This window comes from Arthrobacter sp. R-11 (assembly GCF_049913155.1).
Classification (GTDB): Bacteria; Actinomycetota; Actinomycetes; order Actinomycetales; family Micrococcaceae; genus Arthrobacter.
Genome location: NZ_CP183979.1, coordinates 221156 through 239238, shown reverse-complemented (window position 1 = coordinate 239238; position 18083 = coordinate 221156). Strand labels below are relative to the sequence as shown.

At 66.4% G+C, this 18083-nt stretch carries 18 protein-coding genes and 1 tRNA gene; 13 read left to right on the top strand and 6 right to left on the bottom strand.

Annotation, left to right across the window (positions count from 1 at the left end):
• Positions 1 to 375 precede the first annotated feature (375 nt).
• Positions 376 to 1017, top strand: coding sequence for a DNA alkylation repair protein (locus ACN9M4_RS01165; RefSeq protein WP_426303359.1), 642 nt, complete (start codon positions 376 to 378; stop codon positions 1015 to 1017).
• A 17-nt stretch (positions 1018 to 1034) separates the two neighbouring features.
• Positions 1035 to 1631, top strand: a complete 597-nt coding sequence (locus tag ACN9M4_RS01160; RefSeq protein ID WP_426301558.1) for a glyoxalase — start codon at positions 1035 to 1037, stop codon at positions 1629 to 1631.
• A 13-nt stretch (positions 1632 to 1644) separates the two neighbouring features.
• Here the strand turns inward: ACN9M4_RS01160 and ACN9M4_RS01155 are convergent, their stop codons facing one another.
• Both ACN9M4_RS01155 and ACN9M4_RS01150 read right to left on the bottom strand, forming a co-directional pair.
• On the bottom strand, positions 1645 to 2124 hold the full coding sequence (locus tag ACN9M4_RS01155) for a carboxymuconolactone decarboxylase family protein (protein ID WP_426301556.1): 480 nt from the start codon (positions 2122 to 2124) through the stop codon (positions 1645 to 1647).
• 69 nt (positions 2125 to 2193) lie between these two features.
• Positions 2194 to 2266, bottom strand: a tRNA-Lys gene (locus tag ACN9M4_RS01150).
• 330 nt (positions 2267 to 2596) lie between these two features.
• Here ACN9M4_RS01150 and ACN9M4_RS01145 point away from each other — a divergent pair.
• From ACN9M4_RS01145 to ACN9M4_RS01135, 3 genes are all read left to right on the top strand, one after another.
• Positions 2597 to 3256 carry a hypothetical protein gene (locus tag ACN9M4_RS01145; RefSeq protein WP_426301554.1) on the top strand — a complete coding sequence of 220 codons (660 nt, stop codon included), beginning with the start codon at positions 2597 to 2599 and terminating at the stop codon, positions 3254 to 3256.
• A 361-nt stretch (positions 3257 to 3617) separates the two neighbouring features.
• Positions 3618 to 4235: a DUF47 domain-containing protein gene (locus ACN9M4_RS01140; protein ID WP_426301552.1), complete on the top strand. Its 618-nt coding sequence runs from the start codon at positions 3618 to 3620 to the stop codon at positions 4233 to 4235.
• Position 4236: 1 nt separating this feature from the next.
• Positions 4237 to 5253 (top strand): anion permease, encoded by a 1017-nt coding sequence (locus ACN9M4_RS01135; protein ID WP_426301550.1) that lies wholly within the window; start codon positions 4237 to 4239, stop codon positions 5251 to 5253.
• 47 nt (positions 5254 to 5300) lie between these two features.
• Here the strand turns inward: ACN9M4_RS01135 and ACN9M4_RS01130 are convergent, their stop codons facing one another.
• From ACN9M4_RS01130 to ACN9M4_RS01115, 4 genes are all read right to left on the bottom strand, one after another.
• Entirely contained in the window at positions 5301 to 6200 is a 900-nt protein-coding gene (locus tag ACN9M4_RS01130; protein WP_426301548.1) for an RNA polymerase sigma-70 factor, read from the bottom strand.
• 10 nt (positions 6201 to 6210) lie between these two features.
• The gene (locus ACN9M4_RS01125) at positions 6211 to 6789 is read right to left on the bottom strand and encodes a carboxymuconolactone decarboxylase family protein (RefSeq protein WP_426301546.1); all 579 of its coding nucleotides are present in this window, start codon (positions 6787 to 6789) and stop codon (positions 6211 to 6213) included.
• A 123-nt stretch (positions 6790 to 6912) separates the two neighbouring features.
• Positions 6913 to 7617 (bottom strand): response regulator, encoded by a 705-nt coding sequence (locus ACN9M4_RS01120; RefSeq protein WP_426301544.1) that lies wholly within the window; start codon positions 7615 to 7617, stop codon positions 6913 to 6915.
• Positions 7614 to 9242 carry a sensor histidine kinase gene (locus ACN9M4_RS01115; RefSeq protein ID WP_426303358.1) on the bottom strand — a complete coding sequence of 543 codons (1629 nt, stop codon included), beginning with the start codon at positions 9240 to 9242 and terminating at the stop codon, positions 7614 to 7616. The genes ACN9M4_RS01120 and ACN9M4_RS01115 overlap by 4 nt, the downstream gene beginning before the upstream one ends.
• 237 nt (positions 9243 to 9479) lie before the next feature.
• Here ACN9M4_RS01115 and ACN9M4_RS01110 point away from each other — a divergent pair, with 237 nt between their 5' ends.
• From ACN9M4_RS01110 to ACN9M4_RS01075, 8 genes are all read left to right on the top strand, one after another.
• Complete coding sequence (locus ACN9M4_RS01110) at positions 9480 to 10493, top strand: Bug family tripartite tricarboxylate transporter substrate binding protein (protein WP_426301542.1); 1014 nt, start codon at positions 9480 to 9482, stop codon at positions 10491 to 10493.
• The gene (locus ACN9M4_RS01105) at positions 10490 to 11008 is read left to right on the top strand and encodes a tripartite tricarboxylate transporter TctB family protein (RefSeq protein ID WP_426301540.1); all 519 of its coding nucleotides are present in this window, start codon (positions 10490 to 10492) and stop codon (positions 11006 to 11008) included. The genes ACN9M4_RS01110 and ACN9M4_RS01105 overlap by 4 nt, the downstream gene beginning before the upstream one ends.
• A 1-nt stretch (position 11009) precedes the next feature.
• Entirely contained in the window at positions 11010 to 12539 is a 1530-nt protein-coding gene (locus tag ACN9M4_RS01100; protein WP_426301538.1) for a tripartite tricarboxylate transporter permease, read from the top strand.
• Positions 12540 to 12717: 178 nt separating this feature from the next.
• Positions 12718 to 13722 (top strand): LacI family DNA-binding transcriptional regulator, encoded by a 1005-nt coding sequence (locus ACN9M4_RS01095; protein ID WP_426301536.1) that lies wholly within the window; start codon positions 12718 to 12720, stop codon positions 13720 to 13722.
• A 129-nt stretch (positions 13723 to 13851) separates the two neighbouring features.
• The gene (locus ACN9M4_RS01090) at positions 13852 to 14847 is read left to right on the top strand and encodes a LacI family DNA-binding transcriptional regulator (RefSeq protein WP_426301534.1); all 996 of its coding nucleotides are present in this window, start codon (positions 13852 to 13854) and stop codon (positions 14845 to 14847) included.
• Between the two features lie 54 nt (positions 14848 to 14901).
• Positions 14902 to 16203 carry an ABC transporter substrate-binding protein gene (locus ACN9M4_RS01085; protein ID WP_426301532.1) on the top strand — a complete coding sequence of 434 codons (1302 nt, stop codon included), beginning with the start codon at positions 14902 to 14904 and terminating at the stop codon, positions 16201 to 16203.
• On the top strand, positions 16200 to 17171 hold the full coding sequence (locus tag ACN9M4_RS01080) for a carbohydrate ABC transporter permease (RefSeq protein WP_426301530.1): 972 nt from the start codon (positions 16200 to 16202) through the stop codon (positions 17169 to 17171). Before ACN9M4_RS01085 ends, ACN9M4_RS01080 begins: the two co-directional genes overlap by 4 nt.
• Complete coding sequence (locus ACN9M4_RS01075; protein WP_426301528.1) at positions 17164 to 18069, top strand: carbohydrate ABC transporter permease; 906 nt, start codon at positions 17164 to 17166, stop codon at positions 18067 to 18069. The genes ACN9M4_RS01080 and ACN9M4_RS01075 overlap by 8 nt, the downstream gene beginning before the upstream one ends.
• Positions 18070 to 18083: the final 14 nt, after the last annotated feature.

Sequence of the window (18083 nt, the reverse complement as noted above, 5' to 3'; positions counted from 1 at the left end):
CGCGTGCATCCTCGCGGACGTAAACCCCCAAAATGCGCCTGCCTCCAAGCAACGCTGCCTGGTGTCGGGCGCGCGCGGCCCCTCCCAGCGAGACCACGACATTCACGCTCTCCGGAACGCCCCAGAGGCTCCGTCCGGACCGGATGCGGGCCAATCAAACGACCCAAGCGGGAGGTTATTCCTGTGCGGATTTTTAAGTCAATACCCTTTAGGAATTCCCCGGCGCGTCGTCGCCGCGACACGCCGATGTTATTCGTTTCAAAAAATCAGACTTCATTCCCGAAAGCCGACCGCGAGTAGGCTTGGAACCGCACCCGATGACAGGAGACTGACGTGGCCGGCACGACGCTGAACGGAACGGCTGTCGCCGAAGTGATGGCCGAACTGGCCGCCCTCGATAACCCAAAAGCCCGCGAGGTCAACGAACGGCACGGCGACGACCACGGCGTGAACCTCGGAAAGCTGCGCGCGGTTGCGAAGCGTCTGAAGATCCAGCAGGACCTCGCCCTGGAGCTGTGGGCCACGGACGACACCGCGGCGAAGCTGCTGGCGCTGCTCATCTGCCGGCCTAAGGCGTTCGGGCCCGATGAACTGGACACCATGCTGCGGCAGGCCCGCACCCCGAAGGTGCACGACTGGCTGGTGAACTACGTGGTGAAGAAGAGCCCACATGCCGAGGAGCTGCGGCAGGCCTGGCTTGCCGATCCGGACCCGGTGACCGCGAGCGCCGGCTGGGCACTTACCAGCGAACGCGTCGTCAGGAAGCCCGAGGGCCTGGACCTTCCCGGGCTGCTGGACACCATCGAAGCGCAGATGAAGGACGCCCCGGACCGCCTGCAGTGGGCGATGAACGAATGCCTGGCCCGGATAGGGATCGAACATTCCGCCTACCGTGCCCGCGCCATCAGCATCGGCGAGCGCCTCGAGGTCCTGAAGGATTACCCGACGCCGCCGGGCTGCACCTCTCCGTTCGCCCCTGCTTGGATCAACGAAATGGTGCGGCGGCAGGGCACGTAATCACTAGGATGTCCGGCATGGGAACCATCGAATCCGTAACCATCGAGGTCGCCGACACCGCGGCGGCAGAAGCCTTCTACACGGCCGCCTTCGGGCTGGGCGGCAGGGTGCGGGTGCGGGCGTCGCAGTCGCCGACTAGCGGCTTCCGAGGGTTCACGATGTCGCTTGTCGTGCCCCAGCCGGCCACCGTAAACGCCTTCATCGACAGTGCTGTCGACGCGGGCGCGACAGAGGTCAAACCGGCGGCGAAGTCGCTGTGGGGATACGGCGGGGTCGTCCAGGCCCCGGACGGCACGATCTGGACGGTCGCGTCTTCATCGAAGAAGGACACCGGCCCGGCCGCGCGGGAGGTCGAAGCGATCGTGCTCCAGCTGGGGGTCACCGACGTGGCCGCAAGCAAACAGTTCTACCTCGACCACGGCCTCACAGTGGCCAAGAGCTTCGGATCCAGGTACGTCGAGCTGGACACGGGCCCCATTAGGCTGACGCTCACCAAACGCGGCTCGCTCGCCAAGACCGCCGGCGTCTCACCGGACGGCACCGGCTCGCACAGGCTCCTGATCGGCGGCGACGCAGGCGCCTTGACGGACCCGGACGGATTCGCCTGGGAATAGCCGCGTTCTTTGCTCAGTGGATGAGTTTTCCGTCGGCGTCCCGCGGCCGCACCGGATGCCCGCTGAGGATTGAGATGCGGTTGAAGGCATTGATCGTCACCGCAACCCACTCGGCCGCGACGAAAGCCTCCTCGCCAAGGATGTTGCGGGCTGCCGCCAGCTCGGCCCGGCTTTCTCCGGTCAGCGGCAGCTTGGTGGCCGCTTCCGTGATCGAGAGGACGGCCGCCTCGCGATCGGCATACGCATCGGTCTCCCGCCAGGCCGGTAAGAGGTCCAGCTTCTGCTGCGCAATTCCGGCGTGCCGGGCCTGCCGGGAATGCAGGTCCAGGCAGAAGGCGCAGCCGTTGATCTGGGAGGACCGCACCTTGATGAATTCCACTTCCTGGGGGCTGAGCCCGCGCTGCAACACCGCCTTGCTGATCGTAGCCGCGTAGGCCTCCGCGGCGTCCCAGGCTTCGGGCATGACTTTGTCCAGGAAGGGGCGCGTATCCATACCCTCGAGAATAGTCGGGAGTCCAAGGCCGGGCGTCGCCGCCTGCCGGGAGTGGAAGAAGAAAAAGGGTGGGCCCTGTGGGGCTCGAACCCACGACCCACGGATTAAAAGTCCGATGCTCTACCAACTGAGCTAAAGGCCCCTGCCGGCAGCGAACCGCCGGCCCAGTCCATTTCTGGACGATAAATACTCTACCGCACACCACAGGGGGCCATGACACCCGCAGCGCCCACCGCCGTCGGGCACTTGGAAGGCGGCCGCCGCACGCCCTTCCTGACCCTTTTTGGCCGCGAAACGAACGACGGCGCGGGGTTCCCGGCGGCGTGTCGGGACACTGCCGGCGCGAAAGAAGGTCAGGACGGAGCACCCGGAACAACAAACCGAGGCGCCAGGCCGCACAAACCGGGGCGCCCACCCCGAAACCAACCATCCCATGAGTGCACGAGCGAAAACACAGGAGTAGCGTTGGGGCATGAGCGATCCAGCAGCCTCCAACGGTTCCAACGGAGCACCCAGGCACCACAAGCCCAAGCCGTTCGCGCCCATTGACTTTGAGCCCTTCGCGGGCGGGGCGGACCCGGCGAGGGTCTCGGAGGCTGCACACCTGGCGGCACAAGCCCTGGTCCGGCGCGGCCGGGACAGCGACGATCCCAAGGTCACCAAACGGCTGGTCAAGCTCGCGGACGAACAAGGCCTGGACGCCATCGCCGAAATGTGGGCCGAAAGCCCGGCCCGTTCCCTTCCCGGTGCGCTGTGGAGGCTGTACGCCCTCCGCGCCGCCACGATGCAGAATTCCGAGCGGATCTCCGTCTACTTCAAGGCCGGCAGGGACACGGCGCAGGTTTCGCACGTCGTGGCAGGGGCCGCGGAGCCGCCGGGAGCGGACGAGATGAAGCAGATGGCGGACGCCATTCTTTCGGGCGCGTTCGACGGCGATTTCGACGTCGCGCTGGAACGTTCCGCCGCGTTCTGCCGAGTCGTAGCGCTGGGCCAGGCGACCATCGCGGACAGCGCGGAGCACGCCAGTGAAAGCCACGCCAGCAAGCTCACCCGGAGCTCGCACCAGCTCGTGAAGACGGCGGAGGACCTCGAGCACGCGGCCAACGCCTGGCGGCTGGGCGAACTGGACTGAGCCGCAAGGCCGACCCCGCGCTGCCACCCCAACGCGAATCTGTCAATGTTGACTTCGCTTGGACGAGGTATGAGACTGAAACTGGTGTCGAACCGCGAAACCCCCGGGCTTCAACTTATAGCCGCTTCGAGCGGCCTACCGCCGAGAGGCGTATCCGGTTCGGCACCATTTTCATGCCCTCTTCGCGGGCACCGGCGCCTGCTGGCCTGAGGGCACCCCGAAGCCGGGCCTCCGGGCTCAGGCACCCGGTCCGGGGCGCAGCTTGGACTGCCGTAAAGTTGGTGTCTGTGAACGTTCCCGCGTCAAGTCATGCGAGCCTCGTTGCCGCACACCCCGCCGGCTCCGCAGAACGGACACCACTGTGAAGCTGCGCCTCTTTCCCCAGGAGCCCGCGGGGCTGAGGCTCCTGTCCCAGATGGCCCGCAAGATCCTGGAGGCAACCGGAACCCTTTCGGAAATCCTCGGGGCCCCCGTCACGGAGCATGGGCGGCTCGTCGAGGAGCTGCACGGGCACGAATCGAAATCCACGGAGCTGCACTTCGCGCTGCTCACCCACATGCGCACCAGCTTCATCAACCCGCTCCCCCGCGAAGACATGTATGCCCTCTCCCGCTTCCTCAACGAGGCCATGGAGAAGCTGGACGCCGCCGGAGAGCTGGTCGCACTGTACAAACTGGACCGGCTGCCCAAACGCGCGGCGGACCAGTTGGAGATCATCAGCAGGCAGGCCGAGCTCACGGTCGAAGCCATGGGCCGGCTGGACGACCTGGACGAACTCGAGGACTACTGGATCGAAATCCTGCGCCTGGCCAAGCGTGCCGAGCGCAGCCACCGGATCTGGGTGGCCGAAATGTACCGCGACATGAAGGCCGCGCAGTACGCCCGCCACCGGGACATCGCAAACCAGCTGGTGGATGTCACCAAGGACATGCGCAGGGTGGCCACCCAGGTAGGCAGCATCATCGTCAAGGAAGCCTGACGTGGCGATCGGCTTTTTCGTCGTCGTCCTGGTGCTGGCTGGCTGTTTCGCTTTCCTCAACGGCTTCCGCGACGTCTCCACCGCCGTCGCACTGTCCGTGCGGACCCGGGCGCTGACCGCCTCGGTGGCCGTCCTGCTGGCTGCCGTCTTCAACTTTGCCGGTGCCATGCTGAGCGGCGGCTTCGCGCTGCTATCCAGCCAGAGCCTGCTCGACCTGCCCGACGGCGTCAGCGGGCTGGCCATCCTGGCCTCCGCCCTGGCCGCGGCCATCCTGTGGGGCGTTTACGCGTGGTGGCGCGGCATCCCATTGTCCTCCACGCACGCCCTGGTGGGCGGCTTCGCCGGCGCCGGCGCTGCCGGCATCCTGGTGGGCGGGCACGCGATCGGTGGCGTGGACAACGCGCTGCTGTTCCAGGTGGTCCTGCCGCTCGTGCTGTCCCCCGCGATCGCCTTCGGCGCGGCCTACCTGCTGGTGTGGCCGGCCACCTGGGCCGCCCGCTTCACCCAACCGGACGTGGTGCACAGCCGTTTCCGGCGGGCCGAGGCGGTTTCAGCCGCCGCCGTCGCCTTCGGCCACGGCCTGCAGGACGGCCAGCGCACCATTTCGGTGCTGCTGCTGGCGGGAGTGGCGGCGGGACTGCACGACGGCGGGGAGTTGCCTTTGTGGCCGGTGGTGCTGACCGCCGTGCTGCTGACCGCCGGGACGCTGTTCGGCGGCTGGCGTATTTCGCACACCCTGGGCCACAAGCTGATCCGGATCGATCCGCTGCGCGGTTTCGTGGCGCAGAGCCTGAGCTCGCTGATGCTTTTCATCGGCGCGATCGGCCTGCACCTGCCGCTGTCCACCACGCACACCCTCACGTCCGCGGTGCTCGGCGCGGGGACGAACCAGAACTTCTCGGTCACCCACCGGCCCATGGTGCTGCGGATCCTGGGCTTCTGGCTGCTCACCCCGATAGTGACGGCGGCGCTTGCCTTCGTCCTTGAGCTGGCGTTCTCGCCCCTCTCCAAACTCTGAAACCGGCCAAACTCTGAAACCGAACAGGCCCTGAAGCGGGCCCGCTGCTAGCGCGCGAGCTCGGTTTCCGTCTCCAGCCAGCCGAGCTTGTCCGGGTTCCGCATGGCGAAGATCCTGGCGATCCTGCCGTCCTCCACCACCACGCTGATGAGTGACGGGCCGCCTGCCTCGTCGTCGATCCGGATGCCGAGGGCGCCGTTGAGCCAGAGCAGGGCGGTTTTCGGGTTGAGCGCCGCCTGCGGGAAGGACCGCAGCAGGTTGGTCACCTTCTTGGCACCGTAGACCGGCACCCGCACGGCCTGCGCCACTCCGCCGCCGTCCGCTACGAGGACGACGTCGGGGGCCAGGACGTCCATCAGCCCCTGCACATCCCCGGTGGTGACCGCCGCCAGGAAGCGTTCGACGACGAGCTGCTGCTCGGTGCGCTCCACCTGCATGCGGGGGCGCCGGGCTGCGACGTGGGAACGCGCGCGGCTGCTGATCTGGCGTACGGCCGCCGGCGACTTGTCCACGGCCTCGGCGATCTCATCGTAGGGTGCGTCGAAAACCTCGCGCAGGACGAAGACCGCCCGCTCCACCGGAGTCAGCGACTCGAGCACCGTGAGCATTGCGATCGAGACGCTCTCGGCCAATTCGACGTCCTCGGCGACATCCGGCACGGTGAGCAAAGGCTCCGGCAGCCACTCTCCGACGTACTCTTCCCGCCGGCGGGACAACGTGCGCAATCGGTTGAGTGCCTGGCGCGTGACGATGCGGACGCAATAGGCCCGCGGGTCGCGCACCTCCGAGCGGGCTTCGGCCCCCAGGCCGGCCCACCGGAGCCAGGCCTCCTGCACCACGTCTTCGGCATCTGCGGCGGAGCCGAGCATTTCGTAGGCGACCGTGAAGAGCAGGCTGCGATGGGTGACGAAAAGGTCCAAGCTGTCGGTGGCGCCGGAGCTACTCATGCCCGCCACGCTACCGCGCGCCGCTTGGTGCCGCGAGCGGCTTCAAGCCACAGGCATCCGCGAAACCCTCGGACTCAATGCCGAGGGCGACGTTGCCGCGGGTCGTGAGGTTGGCATAGCCGATGACGCTGGTCAGCTCAACCAGGGCCGCTGCGCCGAGGTGCTCCAGCAGCCGGGCAGCGAGCTCGTCAGTGACCGTTACGGGAGTAGTGCTCATCGCTTCGGCATATTCCAGCACGTCCCGCTCCAGGGGCGTGAAAACCCCGGAATCACGCCAGCGCGGGATCTGCTGTGCCTTTTCCAGGTCGAGGCCGTGGTTGTGGGCCATGAAGTAGTTGAAGTCCAGGCACCACGTGCAACCGATGAGTGAGGCCACGGCCATGTGCGCGTAGGACTTCAGCGACTCGTCACAGCTGTTCCACTTCTGCAGCCTCTGCCCCATGCCCATGGATGCCTTGAGCACGGGCGGATTGTGCCACATAACGCCCAGCGACTCCGGCACCTTGCCGAACATCTTCGCGCTGAACTTCTTCACCAGGGTGCCGTAAAGGCCGGTGATCTCTGCGGCGGGGATCCGGGTGGTGGTCATGACTCCTCCTGCGGGTCGGGTTCTTTGCCTTACGGCATGAAGACACCGGCCGCCGGCAATCTGTGACAAGCCGCATCCACGCCACTTTTCAGCGCCACGAGCTTCCACCGCCACCAAGGGGATTCAGTCGTGCCGCTTGTACCGGCGTTCGGGCCTGCCGATGCCCCCGTACCGCAGCTGGACCACTGCCCGCCCTTCCTCCACGAGGTATTCGAGGTACCTGCGGGCGCTGACCCTTGAGGTGCCCAGCGCGTCCGCGGCCTCGGTGGCGGACAGGTCCGCGCCGGCGGAATCATCAGCTGTACGTCGGAGCAGTTCCTCCACCAGCCGCAGAGTCTCTGCGCTGAAGCCCTTGGGCAGCGGCCGCGCGGTACCGCCGAGACCGAACACCCGGTTCACGTCAGCCTGTTCCGCGGTTTCCTTGGCCGAGCCCGGGGACAGGGCTTGGTAGCTCTGCCGGTAATGTTCAAGCCGTTCGTGCAGGTCGTCAGCGGAAAACGGCTTCATCAGGTAGTGCACGATTCCGCCGCGCAGCGCCCGCCGCACGGTTTCCACCTCGCGGGCCGCGCTGATCACCAGCACGTCCAGTTCGGGCACCACGTCGCGCAGCTGCTGCAACAGTTCCAGGCCGTTGATGTCCGGCAGGTGGATGTCCAGGAGCACCAGGTCGGGCTGCAGGCGCCGGGCCTCGGCCACCGCCTGGGCACCAGTGTGGGCCGCACCCACCACTTCGAAGCCGGGGAGCTGACGGACGAAGCCCGCATGCACCTTGGCCACCATGAAGTCGTCATCGACCACCAGGACTTTGATCGTTTCCACGGGCATCATGCCTGCGGGCTTCCTTTCTCCGGCCGGGACCCGGCTTGCCCGGGTGAACGGTGCAGCGTCGCGGTGAAGACCGCGCCGCCGTCGTTATGGACCTCGACGTCGCCGCCGCGCCTCAGGCACACCAGCCGCGTCAGGGGCAGCCCGAAGCCGCGGCCGCCGGCGCCGTCGGACGCCTTGGTGCTGTAACCGCGCCGGAAGATGTCCTCCCGTTCCGCGGGCGCGACGCCGGGACCCGAGTCCCGCACCGTAACCGTCACCTTGCCGGCCTCCTCACTGAGCCTGACGCTGACCCTGCCGTCCGGCGCACCGCCGGCGGCGTCCATGGCAGCGGCGTCCATGGCATTGTCCACCAGGTTCCCGACGACGGTGGTGAGATCCCTGGAGAATTCCTCATCCACGCGGCCCAGTCCGGAAGCGGCATCCAGTTCCAGGGCAACGTTCCGTTCCCCGGCCAGGCTGCTCTTGGCGATCAGCAGGGCGGCGAGCGCGGGGTCGTGGATGCGCGAGGTGATGTCGTCGGACAGCTTGTTGCGGCTGAGGCTCACGCCGTCCACGAAGCTGACCACCTCGTCGAACTCCCCCAGCTGGATGAGCCCGGAAATGGTGTGCAGTTGGTTGGCGAACTCGTGGGTCTGGGCGCGGAGCGTGTCCGTGGTGCTGCGCGTGCGGCCCAGTTCCTTCTCCAGCGAGGACAGCTCGGTGCGGTCGCGCAGGGTGGTCACGGAACCGATCACGCGGCCGCGGGACGTCATGGGCTTGCGGTTCAGGACCACCAGCCGCTCGCCCACCAGGAGCAGGCGGTCCGGGTCGGGCTGCTCGGTGGTGAGGTCCTCCCGGAGCTGCCGCTGCACCCCGAGCTCACTGAGGCTGCGGCCCACGCAGTCCTCCGGCAGGCCCAGGAATTCGCGGGCGCTTTCGTTGGCCACGGTGATCCGTTCCTGCGGGTCCACGGCGATCACCCCTTCCTTCACGCCGTGCAGGATCGCCTCTCGGTGCTCCACCAGGCCGGCGATCTCTCCCGGTTCCAGGCCGAAGGTCTGCCGCTTGACGCGGCGGGACAGCAGCAGGGAACCGGCCGCGCCCAGGGCGAGGGACACGCCCAGGTACACCAGCAGATCCGGCACCGTCTCACCGAAGCGTTCCAGCACCGAGGGATACCGGCGTCCGACGGCGACGATGCCCACCGTGCGTCCGCCGTCGTCGAGCACGGGGACGTGGGCCATCAGGGAAAGGCTGCCGCCCACGTCCATGGCCCCGGTCCATGCCCGCCCCTGCAGGACCGTGCTGCCACCCAGCGGGAGCGGGGTGCCCACGGCGGCGGGGTCGTCGGATGAGGTGAGGATGGTGCCGTCCGCCTTGGCAAGGATGACGATGCTGGCGCCGGACACCGTCCGGACCGACTCGGCAACCGACGGCAGGGCCGCGCCGTGCCGGGGCTCCGCCGTCGGGATCAATGAACGGACCGTGGGGTTCGCGGCGAGGGACTCCGCCACCGAAAGAGCCCGGCGGCCTTCCACCCGCTCAAAGGCCGCGGCGGACTGCACCAGTGAAATCGCGATCACGCCGAGGAGGACCGCCACGACGATCAGGAGCTGCAGGCCGAGGTACTGGCCGGCCAGGGACAGGCGTCGGCGACGGCGGGGCGGTGGATTGACCGCTTGTGGATTGCCGGGCTGCATCATCGGCACGTCTTCGGGCACGGGGTTCCTTCGGCTGGGGATTTCCCCTTCATTATCCGGCCCCGAAACGCCAAGGGCGCGTGACCACAATGAACAAAACAATCTTTGAGAACAGAAGCGTGACCCGGGTCACGTCAAGTCATACCGTGAAACCACTCCCCCAATGATGAGAAGAGGAACACGATGCGTCGATTGAACGCACTGCGCGCCATTGCCGTCGCTGCAGGCCTTGTAATCGCAGCCACGGGCTGCGGCGTCACCAGCGGCGGTGGCTCCGCCGCCACAAGCGGAAGCACCGCGGATTCGGGTCCGCTCACCGGGCTGCGGATCATGGTCCCCAACACAGCCGGCGGCGGCTACGACACCACCGCCCGCACCGCGGCCAAGGTCATGAACGACACCAAGACCGCCACCAACGTCGAGGTCTTCAACCTCGCGGGCGCCGGCGGCACGGTGGGCCTGGCCCGCCTGGTCAACGAAAAGGGCAACAAGGACCTGACCATGCTGATGGGCCTTGGCGTGGTGGGCGCCAGCTACACCAACAAGTCCGAGGCCAAGCTCACCGCAACCACTCCCCTGGCCCGCCTCATCCAGGAACCGGGCGCGATCATGGTCCCCAAGGATTCCCCGTACAAGACCATCAACGAACTCGTTGACGCCTGGAAGAAGGACCCGTCCAAGCTGGCCGTCGGCGGCGGCTCCAGCCCGGGCGGTCCGGACCACCTGCTTCCGATGCAGCTGGCCCAGGCCGTGGGCATCGACCCCAAGAAGGTCAACTTCGTCTCCTTCGACGGCGGCGGTGACCTCCTGCCCGCCATCCTCGGCAACAAGATCGGCTTCGCCGCATCCGGTGCCGGCGAGTACATCCAGCAGATCAAGACCGGCTCCGTGCGCGTCCTGGCTGTGAGCGGCGCCGAACGCCTCGAAGGCATCGACGCCCCCACCTTCAAGGAATCCGGCATCGACCTCGAATTCACCAACTGGCGCGGCATCGTGGCCCCTCCGGGTGTTTCCGACGCCGACCGCGACCGCATCGTGGCCGCACTGACCAAGATGCACGGCACCGAGGAATGGAAGGCTGCCCTGAAGGACCACGGCTGGACCGACGCGTTCATCACCGGCGAGGAATTCAGCACCTTCCTGAAGGAACAGGACACCCGGGTTGCCGATGTCCTGACGAAGCTGGGGCTGGCGTGAGCCAAAAGAACGCCGACGCCGGAACCCCGGCAAGCAAAGGCCGCTCCGAGCTGGGCATCGCTGCCCTGCTCGGGGCGGCCGGCGCCGTCGTCCTCCTGGACGCGTCCCGCATCGCCGCGCCATACTCCCAGTCCGATCCGGTCGGCCCGCGCACCATGCCGCTGGTCATCGGAAGCCTCCTCCTGATCAGCGCCGTAGCATTGGCCGTCAACGTGCTTCGCGGCGGACGCGGCCAGGCCGAGGAAGGCGAGGACGTGGACCTCACGCACCCCGCGGACTGGAAGACGGTCCTTCCCCTGGTCGGCGCCTTCGTGCTGAACATCCTGCTCATCGACGCCGCCGGCTGGGTCATTTCCGGCACCTTGCTCTTCTGGGGCAGCGTCTGGGCCTTGGGCAGCCGCCACTACATCCGGGACGGCCTGATCTCGGCGGGCCTGGCCCTGGCAACTTTCTATGGTTTCTACTTCGGGCTGGGCATCAAGCTTCCGGCCGGAATCCTGGCAGGAGTCCTCTGACATGGATACCCTCAATCTCCTCATGCAGGGTTTCGGCACCGCGCTGACCCCCATGAACCTGCTGTACGCCTGCATCGGGGTGCTCCTGGGCACCGCCGTGGGCGTGCTGCCGGGCATCGGCCCGGCCATGGCAGTCGCACTGCTCCTGCCGGTGACGTACAACCTCGGCCCCACGAGCGCTCTCATCATGTTCGCCGGCATCTACTACGGCGGCATGTACGGCGGCTCCACCACCTCCATCCTGCTGAACACCCCGGGCGAATCCTCCACGGTGATCACCGCGATCGAAGGCCACAAGATGGCCAAGGCCGGCCGGGCAGCGCAGGCCCTGGCGACGGCGGCCATCGGCTCCTTCGTGGCTGGCACCATCGGCACGGCCCTGCTCGCGGTCTGCGCACCCTTCGTTGTGAAGTTCGCGGTGAGCCTCGGCCCGTCCAGCTACCTGTCCATCATGGTCCTGGGCCTGCTGACCGTCACCGCGGTGCTGGGCTCCTCCAAGGTCCGGGGTTTCGCTTCGCTTGGCCTGGGCCTGGCGATCGGACTCATCGGACTGGACCCCGTGACCGGCCAGCAGCGCCTCGTATTCGGCATTCCGCTGCTTTCTGACGGCATCGACATCGTGGTGGTGGCCGTGGCCATCTTCGCCGTCGGCGAGGCCCTTTGGATCGCGGCCCACCTACGCCGGAACAAGACCGAGACCATCCCGGTGGGACAGCCGTGGATGGGCAAGAAGGACTGGCAGCGCTCCTGGAAGCCCTGGCTGCGCGGCACCGCCTTCGGCTTCCCCTTCGGTGCCATGCCCGCAGGCGGCGCAGAAGTCCCGACCTTCCTGTCCTACGTGACGGAGAAGAAGCTCAGCAAGCACCCCGAGGAATTCGGGCACGGCGCCATCGAGGGCGTCGCCGGACCGGAAGCCGCGAACAACGCCTCCGCCGCGGGCACCCTGACACCGCTGCTGGCCCTCGGCCTGCCTACCAACGCGACGGCGGCCGTGATGCTGGCGGCGCTCGTCCAGTTCGGCATCCAGCCCGGCCCGCTGCTGTTCGAGAACGAGCCTGTGCTGGTCTGGGGCCTGATCGCCAGCCTGTTCATCGGCAACACCTTGCTGCTGCTGATCAACCTGCCCATGGCGCCGCTCTGGGCGAAACTGCTGCAGATCCCCCGCCCGTACCTGTACGCCGGGATCCTGTTCTTCGCCACCCTGGGCGCCTTCTCGGTCAACATGCAGGCCTTCGACCTGGTCCTGCTGCTGGTGCTCGGCGCCCTCGGCTTCGCGATGCGGCGCTACGGCCTGCCGGTGCTGCCCCTGATCATCGGCCTGATCCTCGGCCCGCGGATCGAGGGCCAGCTGCGCAAGTCGCTGCAGCTGAGCGCCGGCGACATCTCCGGCCTCTTCAACGAGCCGGTGGCCGTGGTCGTCTACATCCTGGTCGTCATCCTGCTCGCCCTGCCGATCTTCATCCGCCTCTGGCGGCGGTTCGGGCCGCAGAAACCGGGAGCGTTGCACCTGGAGGACCAGATCCACGCGTAACCGGAACCTGCTAGAGAAACGACGGCGACAAAAAACGACGGCGGGCGGTACCCTCAAGGTGCCGCCCGCCGTCGGGCTCAGCGGCCGGTGCCCGCTGTCTCATGCGCAGAGTTGCTCTGTAGACTTGCCAACAAGGCGCAATGCCACGCGCAAGCGATTCCATAGGGGGCAGCCGACGATGACGACGATGGTAAAAGTGGCCAAGCTCGCCGGCGTCTCCATCTCCACCGTCTCGCACGTCCTCAACGGCACCCGACCGGTCAACGAGGACACACGCCAGCGGGTCCTGAAAGCCATCAAGGAAACGTCCTACCGCCAGGACGCGCTCGCCCGTGCCATGCGCCGCTCCAAGACAGACAGCATCGGCCTCATCATTTCCGACGGCGGCGAGCCCGCCTTCGCGGAAATGGTCCGCGGCGTCGAGCAGGCGGCAGCGCGGCAAGGCGTCACCCTGCTCCTGGCGAATTCGGCCGAGGACCCGGAGCGGGAGTCCCGTGCGGTGCGAACGCTCCTCGAGCGCCGCGTCGACGGACTCATCCTCGCTCGGGCCGCCGGCTCAGACCCCGAAGAACTGGCGGTCTTCACCCAGCAAGGGACGCCGCTGGTCCTGATGGACCGCTTGTCGGACCTCCCCTTTGACCAGGTGGGCATCGAGAATCACGGGCCGACCAGCGAACTGGTGAAGCATTTCGCATCCCAGGGCCACCGCCGGCTGTTGCTTGTTGCCGGAGACACAAGGGTTTCCACTCTCCGGGAACGGCAGGAAGCCTTCATGCAGACGGTTCCCGAGGCCGGCCTCTCCCCCGAGGAGCAGGTGGTCGTCACCTCGGCGGGGGCCGCAGCGGTGGAATCCGAAATCGAAGCAGCCCTCGACGGCGGCGCCCGGCCCACCGCCGTCATCGCCTGCAGCACGGTCCTGGCCGCCTGCGCCCTGCGCGCCATCCAGGGCAGGGGCCTGGCGATGCCTGACGACATCGCCTTCGCCACCTTCGACGGCTTCGCCTACTCCGACCTGTTCGAACCGCGACTGACCACGGTCCGCCAGCCCGCGTTCGACGTCGGCGTCACCGCCGCGGAACTGCTCGCCAAGCGGCTCGAGCATAAGGAAACAGAGCCCTCCACCACCAGGCTCATGCCCGTCATCGAATACCGGGAGTCCAGCGGGCCGCTGCCCGCCTCCTGACCCCGCCCCCCGGCGTCGCTGCGCGCTCCTCCTTAAGCAGTACCCTGTGATCCATTGCACAGCGAAACGTTTGCGTCTATCATCGAAACGTTCGCGCAATCGTTTCGCTAGTTCGCCAAAGGAGCCGCAGTGGCAACCATCGTTGATGTCGCAACCCTCGCGGGAGTGTCGACGTCCACCGTCTCCCATGTGCTGAACGAAACCCGCCACGTGGAACCGGAGACCCGGGCACGGGTCCTCTCGGCCATGAAAAGCGTCGGCTACCGTCGCGATGCCCTGGCCAGGTCCCTGCGCCGCGCCAGGACGGACTCGATCGGCCTGGTAGTGTCCGACGCCGGCGAGCCGGCCTTCGCGGACATGGTCCACGGCGTCGAGGAAGCGGCCGCCCGGCGCGGACTTTCCCTGCTGCTTGCGAACTCGGCGGAAGACCCCGCGCGGGAACGCACGGCCGTGGAAGCCCTGCTTGACCGCAGGGTCGATGGCCTGATCCTCGCCAGGGCCGCCGGCTCCGGTGCCGGCCTGCTGGCGAGAATCCGCCAAGAGAAGAAACCCCTTGTCCTCCTTGACCGGATGGCGGACCTGGATGTTGACCAAGTGGGTGTGGACAACGAATGGGCGATGACCGCGCTGGTGGATCACCTGACCGGCAAAGGCCATGAACGCATCCTTCTCGTCGCGGGGGACCTCAGGGTTTCCTCGCTCAAGGAACGCTACGACGGGTTCCTCGCCGCCATGGAAGCACGCGGCCTGGCCACTCCCACCAGCACGGTCTGCGAGGGAACATCGACCACCGAAGGGACCTTCGAGAAAGTAGGCAAACTCCTCCGCACGGCACTGCAACGGCCCAGTGCCGTCCTGGCCTCAAGCACCCTCCTGGGCGCAGGGGCACTGAGGGCAATCCAACAGGCCGGCTTCAAGATCCCCGAAACGATGGCGTTTGCCACATTTGACGGTTTTGCATACTCGGACCTGTTCACCCCCCAGATCACCACGGTCCGGCAGCCGGCCTTCCAGCTCGGCGAAGAAGCCGTCGGTCTGCTGATGGGACGCATCGAGAATCCTTCGGGCCCCACACGGGTTCTCCGGCTGGAATCCTCCATCGAGTTCCGGCGGTCGACCGAGTAGCACCCCAATCTCCCCCAACACTCCACCCGAATTCATCATGCAAAGGAGCAACACATGAAAAAGTCCCTAAACGTTGCCGTGGCAACCATGGCGGTATCTGCCCTTCTCGCACTAACCGCCTGCGGGGGTCCGCAGGCCGCCAACGCCCCGGCCGCAGACGGTCCCTACAAGGCGCCGGCCAAGGACATCACCGCAACCATCTCCGTTTCCAACTGGGGCGATCCCGGCGACAAGGCCGTCTATGACAGCGTTGCGGCACGTTTCAAGGAGAAGTACCCCAGCGTCACTGTGAACAATAACTTCACACCGATCACCACCTGGACGGAGTACGTCAACAAGCTGGTGACGCAGGCTGCCGCCGGTCAGGCACCGGACGTCATCAACATCGCCACCGAGGGCGTGCAACTCGGACTGGACAACGAACTCTTTGCTTCCCTGGATGGCTTCCTGAAGAACGATCCGGAAGCGAAGGCCCTGCAGGACAACATCGACCCGAAGCTGCTCGACGGATTCCGCAAGGACGGCTCAACCTACCTGATGCCGAACACCTTCAACACGATGGTGATCTACTACAACACCAAGATGTTCAAGGAAGCGGGCATCGCGCGCCCCAGCGACGACTGGACCTGGGACGACTTCCTGGAGATCGCCAAAAAGCTCACCAAGGGCTCCGGCGCCGACAAGGTCTACGGCTTCGCCCTCCCCTACTACTCCTTCGGCATCACTCCGTGGCTGTACTCCAACGGAACGTCCATGATGAGCGATGACCTGAAGACCTCGCAGCTGACCGACCCCAAGTTCCAAGAGACCATCGCCTGGGTCCGCGACCTGGTCACCAAGGACGGCGTTGCCCCGCAGCCCAAGGGCTCGGACCCCTACCAGCTCTTCCCCGCAGGAAAGGCAGCCATGACCGGCGCCGGGCACTTCGTCACGGGTGGCTTCAAGAAGGCAGGCTTCTCGGACTACGACATCCTGCCTTGGCCGAAGAAATCCACCAAGGCAACGGTCTTCGGCGCCGGCGCCTTCGCGATCTCCAAGACCTCCAAGAACCCGGAACTGTCCTGGGAATTCATCAAGATGCTGACGGACCAGCAGACGCAGAAGAAGTGGGCCGACGCCGGCTCGGCAGTACCGTCCACGAAGACGGCGGCTTCCTCCAAGGAATTCCTGGCCAGCCCGGAACACGCCAGCGAGTTCTACAACTCTCTCTCCTACGCCAAGCCGGTCGCGGCGCCCGGCGCCTACAACGTCCTGGACCCGGCCTTCATGCGGGCGATGGATGAGATCATGTCGGGCCAGGACATCGCGGCATCCCTGAAGAAGGCCAACCAGGATGTCGAGGCGGCCCTGAAGTGACAACCACCACCCACAAGCATTCGTCGGCCGCGCTCCCCCCGGGGGGCGCGGGCCGGCCCACGGGCCCCGGCCTCACGGACCGGCTCAGCACCGTGCAACGCAAGGATGCCCTCACCGGCTACGCCTTCACGGCTCCAACCATCATCGGGTTCCTGGTGTTCGTCCTTGGCCCGCTGCTCGCCGCCTTCTACCTCAGCCTCACCAAATACAACATCCTCACGGCACCCAAGTTCGTGGGCCTGGACAACTACATCCGGATGTTCAGGGATGAGCGCCTGGCCACCACCTATGGGAACACCGTTCTCTACGTTGCGGCCGCGGTGGTGCTGATCAACGGATTCGCCCTGGTGTTTGCGGTCCTCATCAACCAGCGCCTCCCCAGGGCGCTCACCTACATCTTCCGCTCCGCTTACTTCTTTCCCTACCTGGTGGCCCTGGTCTACGTCTCCATCATCTGGCAAGCCCTCTTCCAGAAAGACACCGGCATCCTGAACTACTACCAGGCAGGAATGGGCGGGGAGAAGATCGACTGGCTCAACAGCCCGGAGTTCTCCAAGGTCTCGGTGATCATCGTCGACACCTGGCGCAATGTCGGATTCTCGATGCTGATCTTCGTCGCGGCCCTGCAGGAAGTCCCGAAGGACATGGTGGAAGCGGCCCGGATGGACGGCGCCAACGAGTGGCAGGTCTTCCGCCGCATCATCATCCCGATGATCAGCCAGGCCACGTTCTTCAACATCACCATCACCATCATCGGCGCCTTCCAGATCTACGAGTCCATCATTGTCCTCACCCGCGGCGGTCCCGGCGACGCCAGCCGCAGCGTGGTCATGTACATCGCCGAAGTTGCCTTCAACAAGTTCGACATGGGCTACGCCTCAGCCATCGCGGTAACCCTGTTCCTCATCATCATGCTGGTGACGATGGTGCAGTTCCGCCTCAGGAAATCGTGGGTGAACAATGAGTGAGTTCAGCATCTCCGCCGCCCCGGGCCGCCGGACGGACAACGCAAGCCGGACGGACCGCAAGAAGCCGCACCGCCGTCGGGGTCTGGGGAAGGCGGTCTCGGTCTCGCTGCTGGTGATCGGAGCTGTCGGAATGATCGCCCCGTTCCTGTGGATGTTCACAACCTCGCTCCGGGACGCCGGCCACGCGTACGACCTGCCGCCGCAATGGCTGCCCACGCAGTGGCAGTGGTTCAACTACGCCGACGCCGTCACGGGCCCCGTGCCCATCCTGAAGAACATGCTCAACAGCGCTGTGATCGCCATCGCCGTCAGCATCGGGATGATCATCACGGCACCCATGGCGGGGTATGCCTTCGCCAAGCTCGAATTCCCTGGAAAGACCCCGATATTCGTGGGCCTGCTGTCCTCACTCATGGTGCCGGCCCAGGTGACGATCATTCCCTTGTTCCTGCTGATGCGCACCTTCGGGCTGCTGGACAACCCTTTGAGCCTGATCCTTCCCGGGATCACCGGCGCCCTGGGCGTCTTCCTGCTGCGCCAGTTCTTCCTGGGGCTGCCGCAGGAAATCATCGACGCCGCCCGCATGGACGGTGCAAGTGCCTGGCAGACGTACCGCCTGGTTGCCCTGCCGCTGGCGAAGAACGCGGTCAGCACCCTGGGAGTCATCACCTTCCTTGGCAGCTGGAACGCCTACTTTGCGCCGTCGATCTTCCTCAACAGCACCGAAACCGCCACCCTCCCGCTCGGCCTGGTCCTCATGCTCGGTCCCTATGGAGCCGGCAACGTCGCCCAGGTCATGGCGGCAACCACCATCGCGATCGCCCCGGCCCTCATCGTCTTCCTCGTGGCCCAGCGGTGGATCATCGCAAGCCTCACCCAGTCCGCCGTCAAGGGCTGACTACTTCCGAAAGG

Bases quoted from the DNA above. Each gene is read 5' to 3' on its own strand.
- ACN9M4_RS01165 (WP_426303359.1), top strand. From the start codon at position 376: ATGGCCGAACTGGCCGCCCTCGATAACCCAAAAGCCCGCGAGGTCAAC.
- ACN9M4_RS01160 (WP_426301558.1), top strand. From the start codon at position 1,035: ATGGGAACCATCGAATCCGTAACCATCGAGGTCGCCGACACCGCGGCG.
- ACN9M4_RS01155 (WP_426301556.1), bottom strand. From the start codon at position 2,124: ATGGATACGCGCCCCTTCCTGGACAAAGTCATGCCCGAAGCCTGGGAC.
- ACN9M4_RS01145 (WP_426301554.1), top strand. From the start codon at position 2,597: ATGAGCGATCCAGCAGCCTCCAACGGTTCCAACGGAGCACCCAGGCAC.
- ACN9M4_RS01130 (WP_426301548.1), bottom strand. From the start codon at position 6,200: ATGAGTAGCTCCGGCGCCACCGACAGCTTGGACCTTTTCGTCACCCAT.
- ACN9M4_RS01125 (WP_426301546.1), bottom strand. From the start codon at position 6,789: ATGACCACCACCCGGATCCCCGCCGCAGAGATCACCGGCCTTTACGGC.
- ACN9M4_RS01120 (WP_426301544.1), bottom strand. From the start codon at position 7,617: ATGATGCCCGTGGAAACGATCAAAGTCCTGGTGGTCGATGACGACTTC.
- ACN9M4_RS01110 (WP_426301542.1), top strand. From the start codon at position 9,480: ATGCGTCGATTGAACGCACTGCGCGCCATTGCCGTCGCTGCAGGCCTT.
- ACN9M4_RS01100 (WP_426301538.1), top strand. From the start codon at position 11,010: ATGGATACCCTCAATCTCCTCATGCAGGGTTTCGGCACCGCGCTGACC.
- ACN9M4_RS01095 (WP_426301536.1), top strand. From the start codon at position 12,718: ATGACGACGATGGTAAAAGTGGCCAAGCTCGCCGGCGTCTCCATCTCC.
- ACN9M4_RS01085 (WP_426301532.1), top strand. From the start codon at position 14,902: ATGAAAAAGTCCCTAAACGTTGCCGTGGCAACCATGGCGGTATCTGCC.
- ACN9M4_RS01075 (WP_426301528.1), top strand. From the start codon at position 17,164: ATGAGTGAGTTCAGCATCTCCGCCGCCCCGGGCCGCCGGACGGACAAC.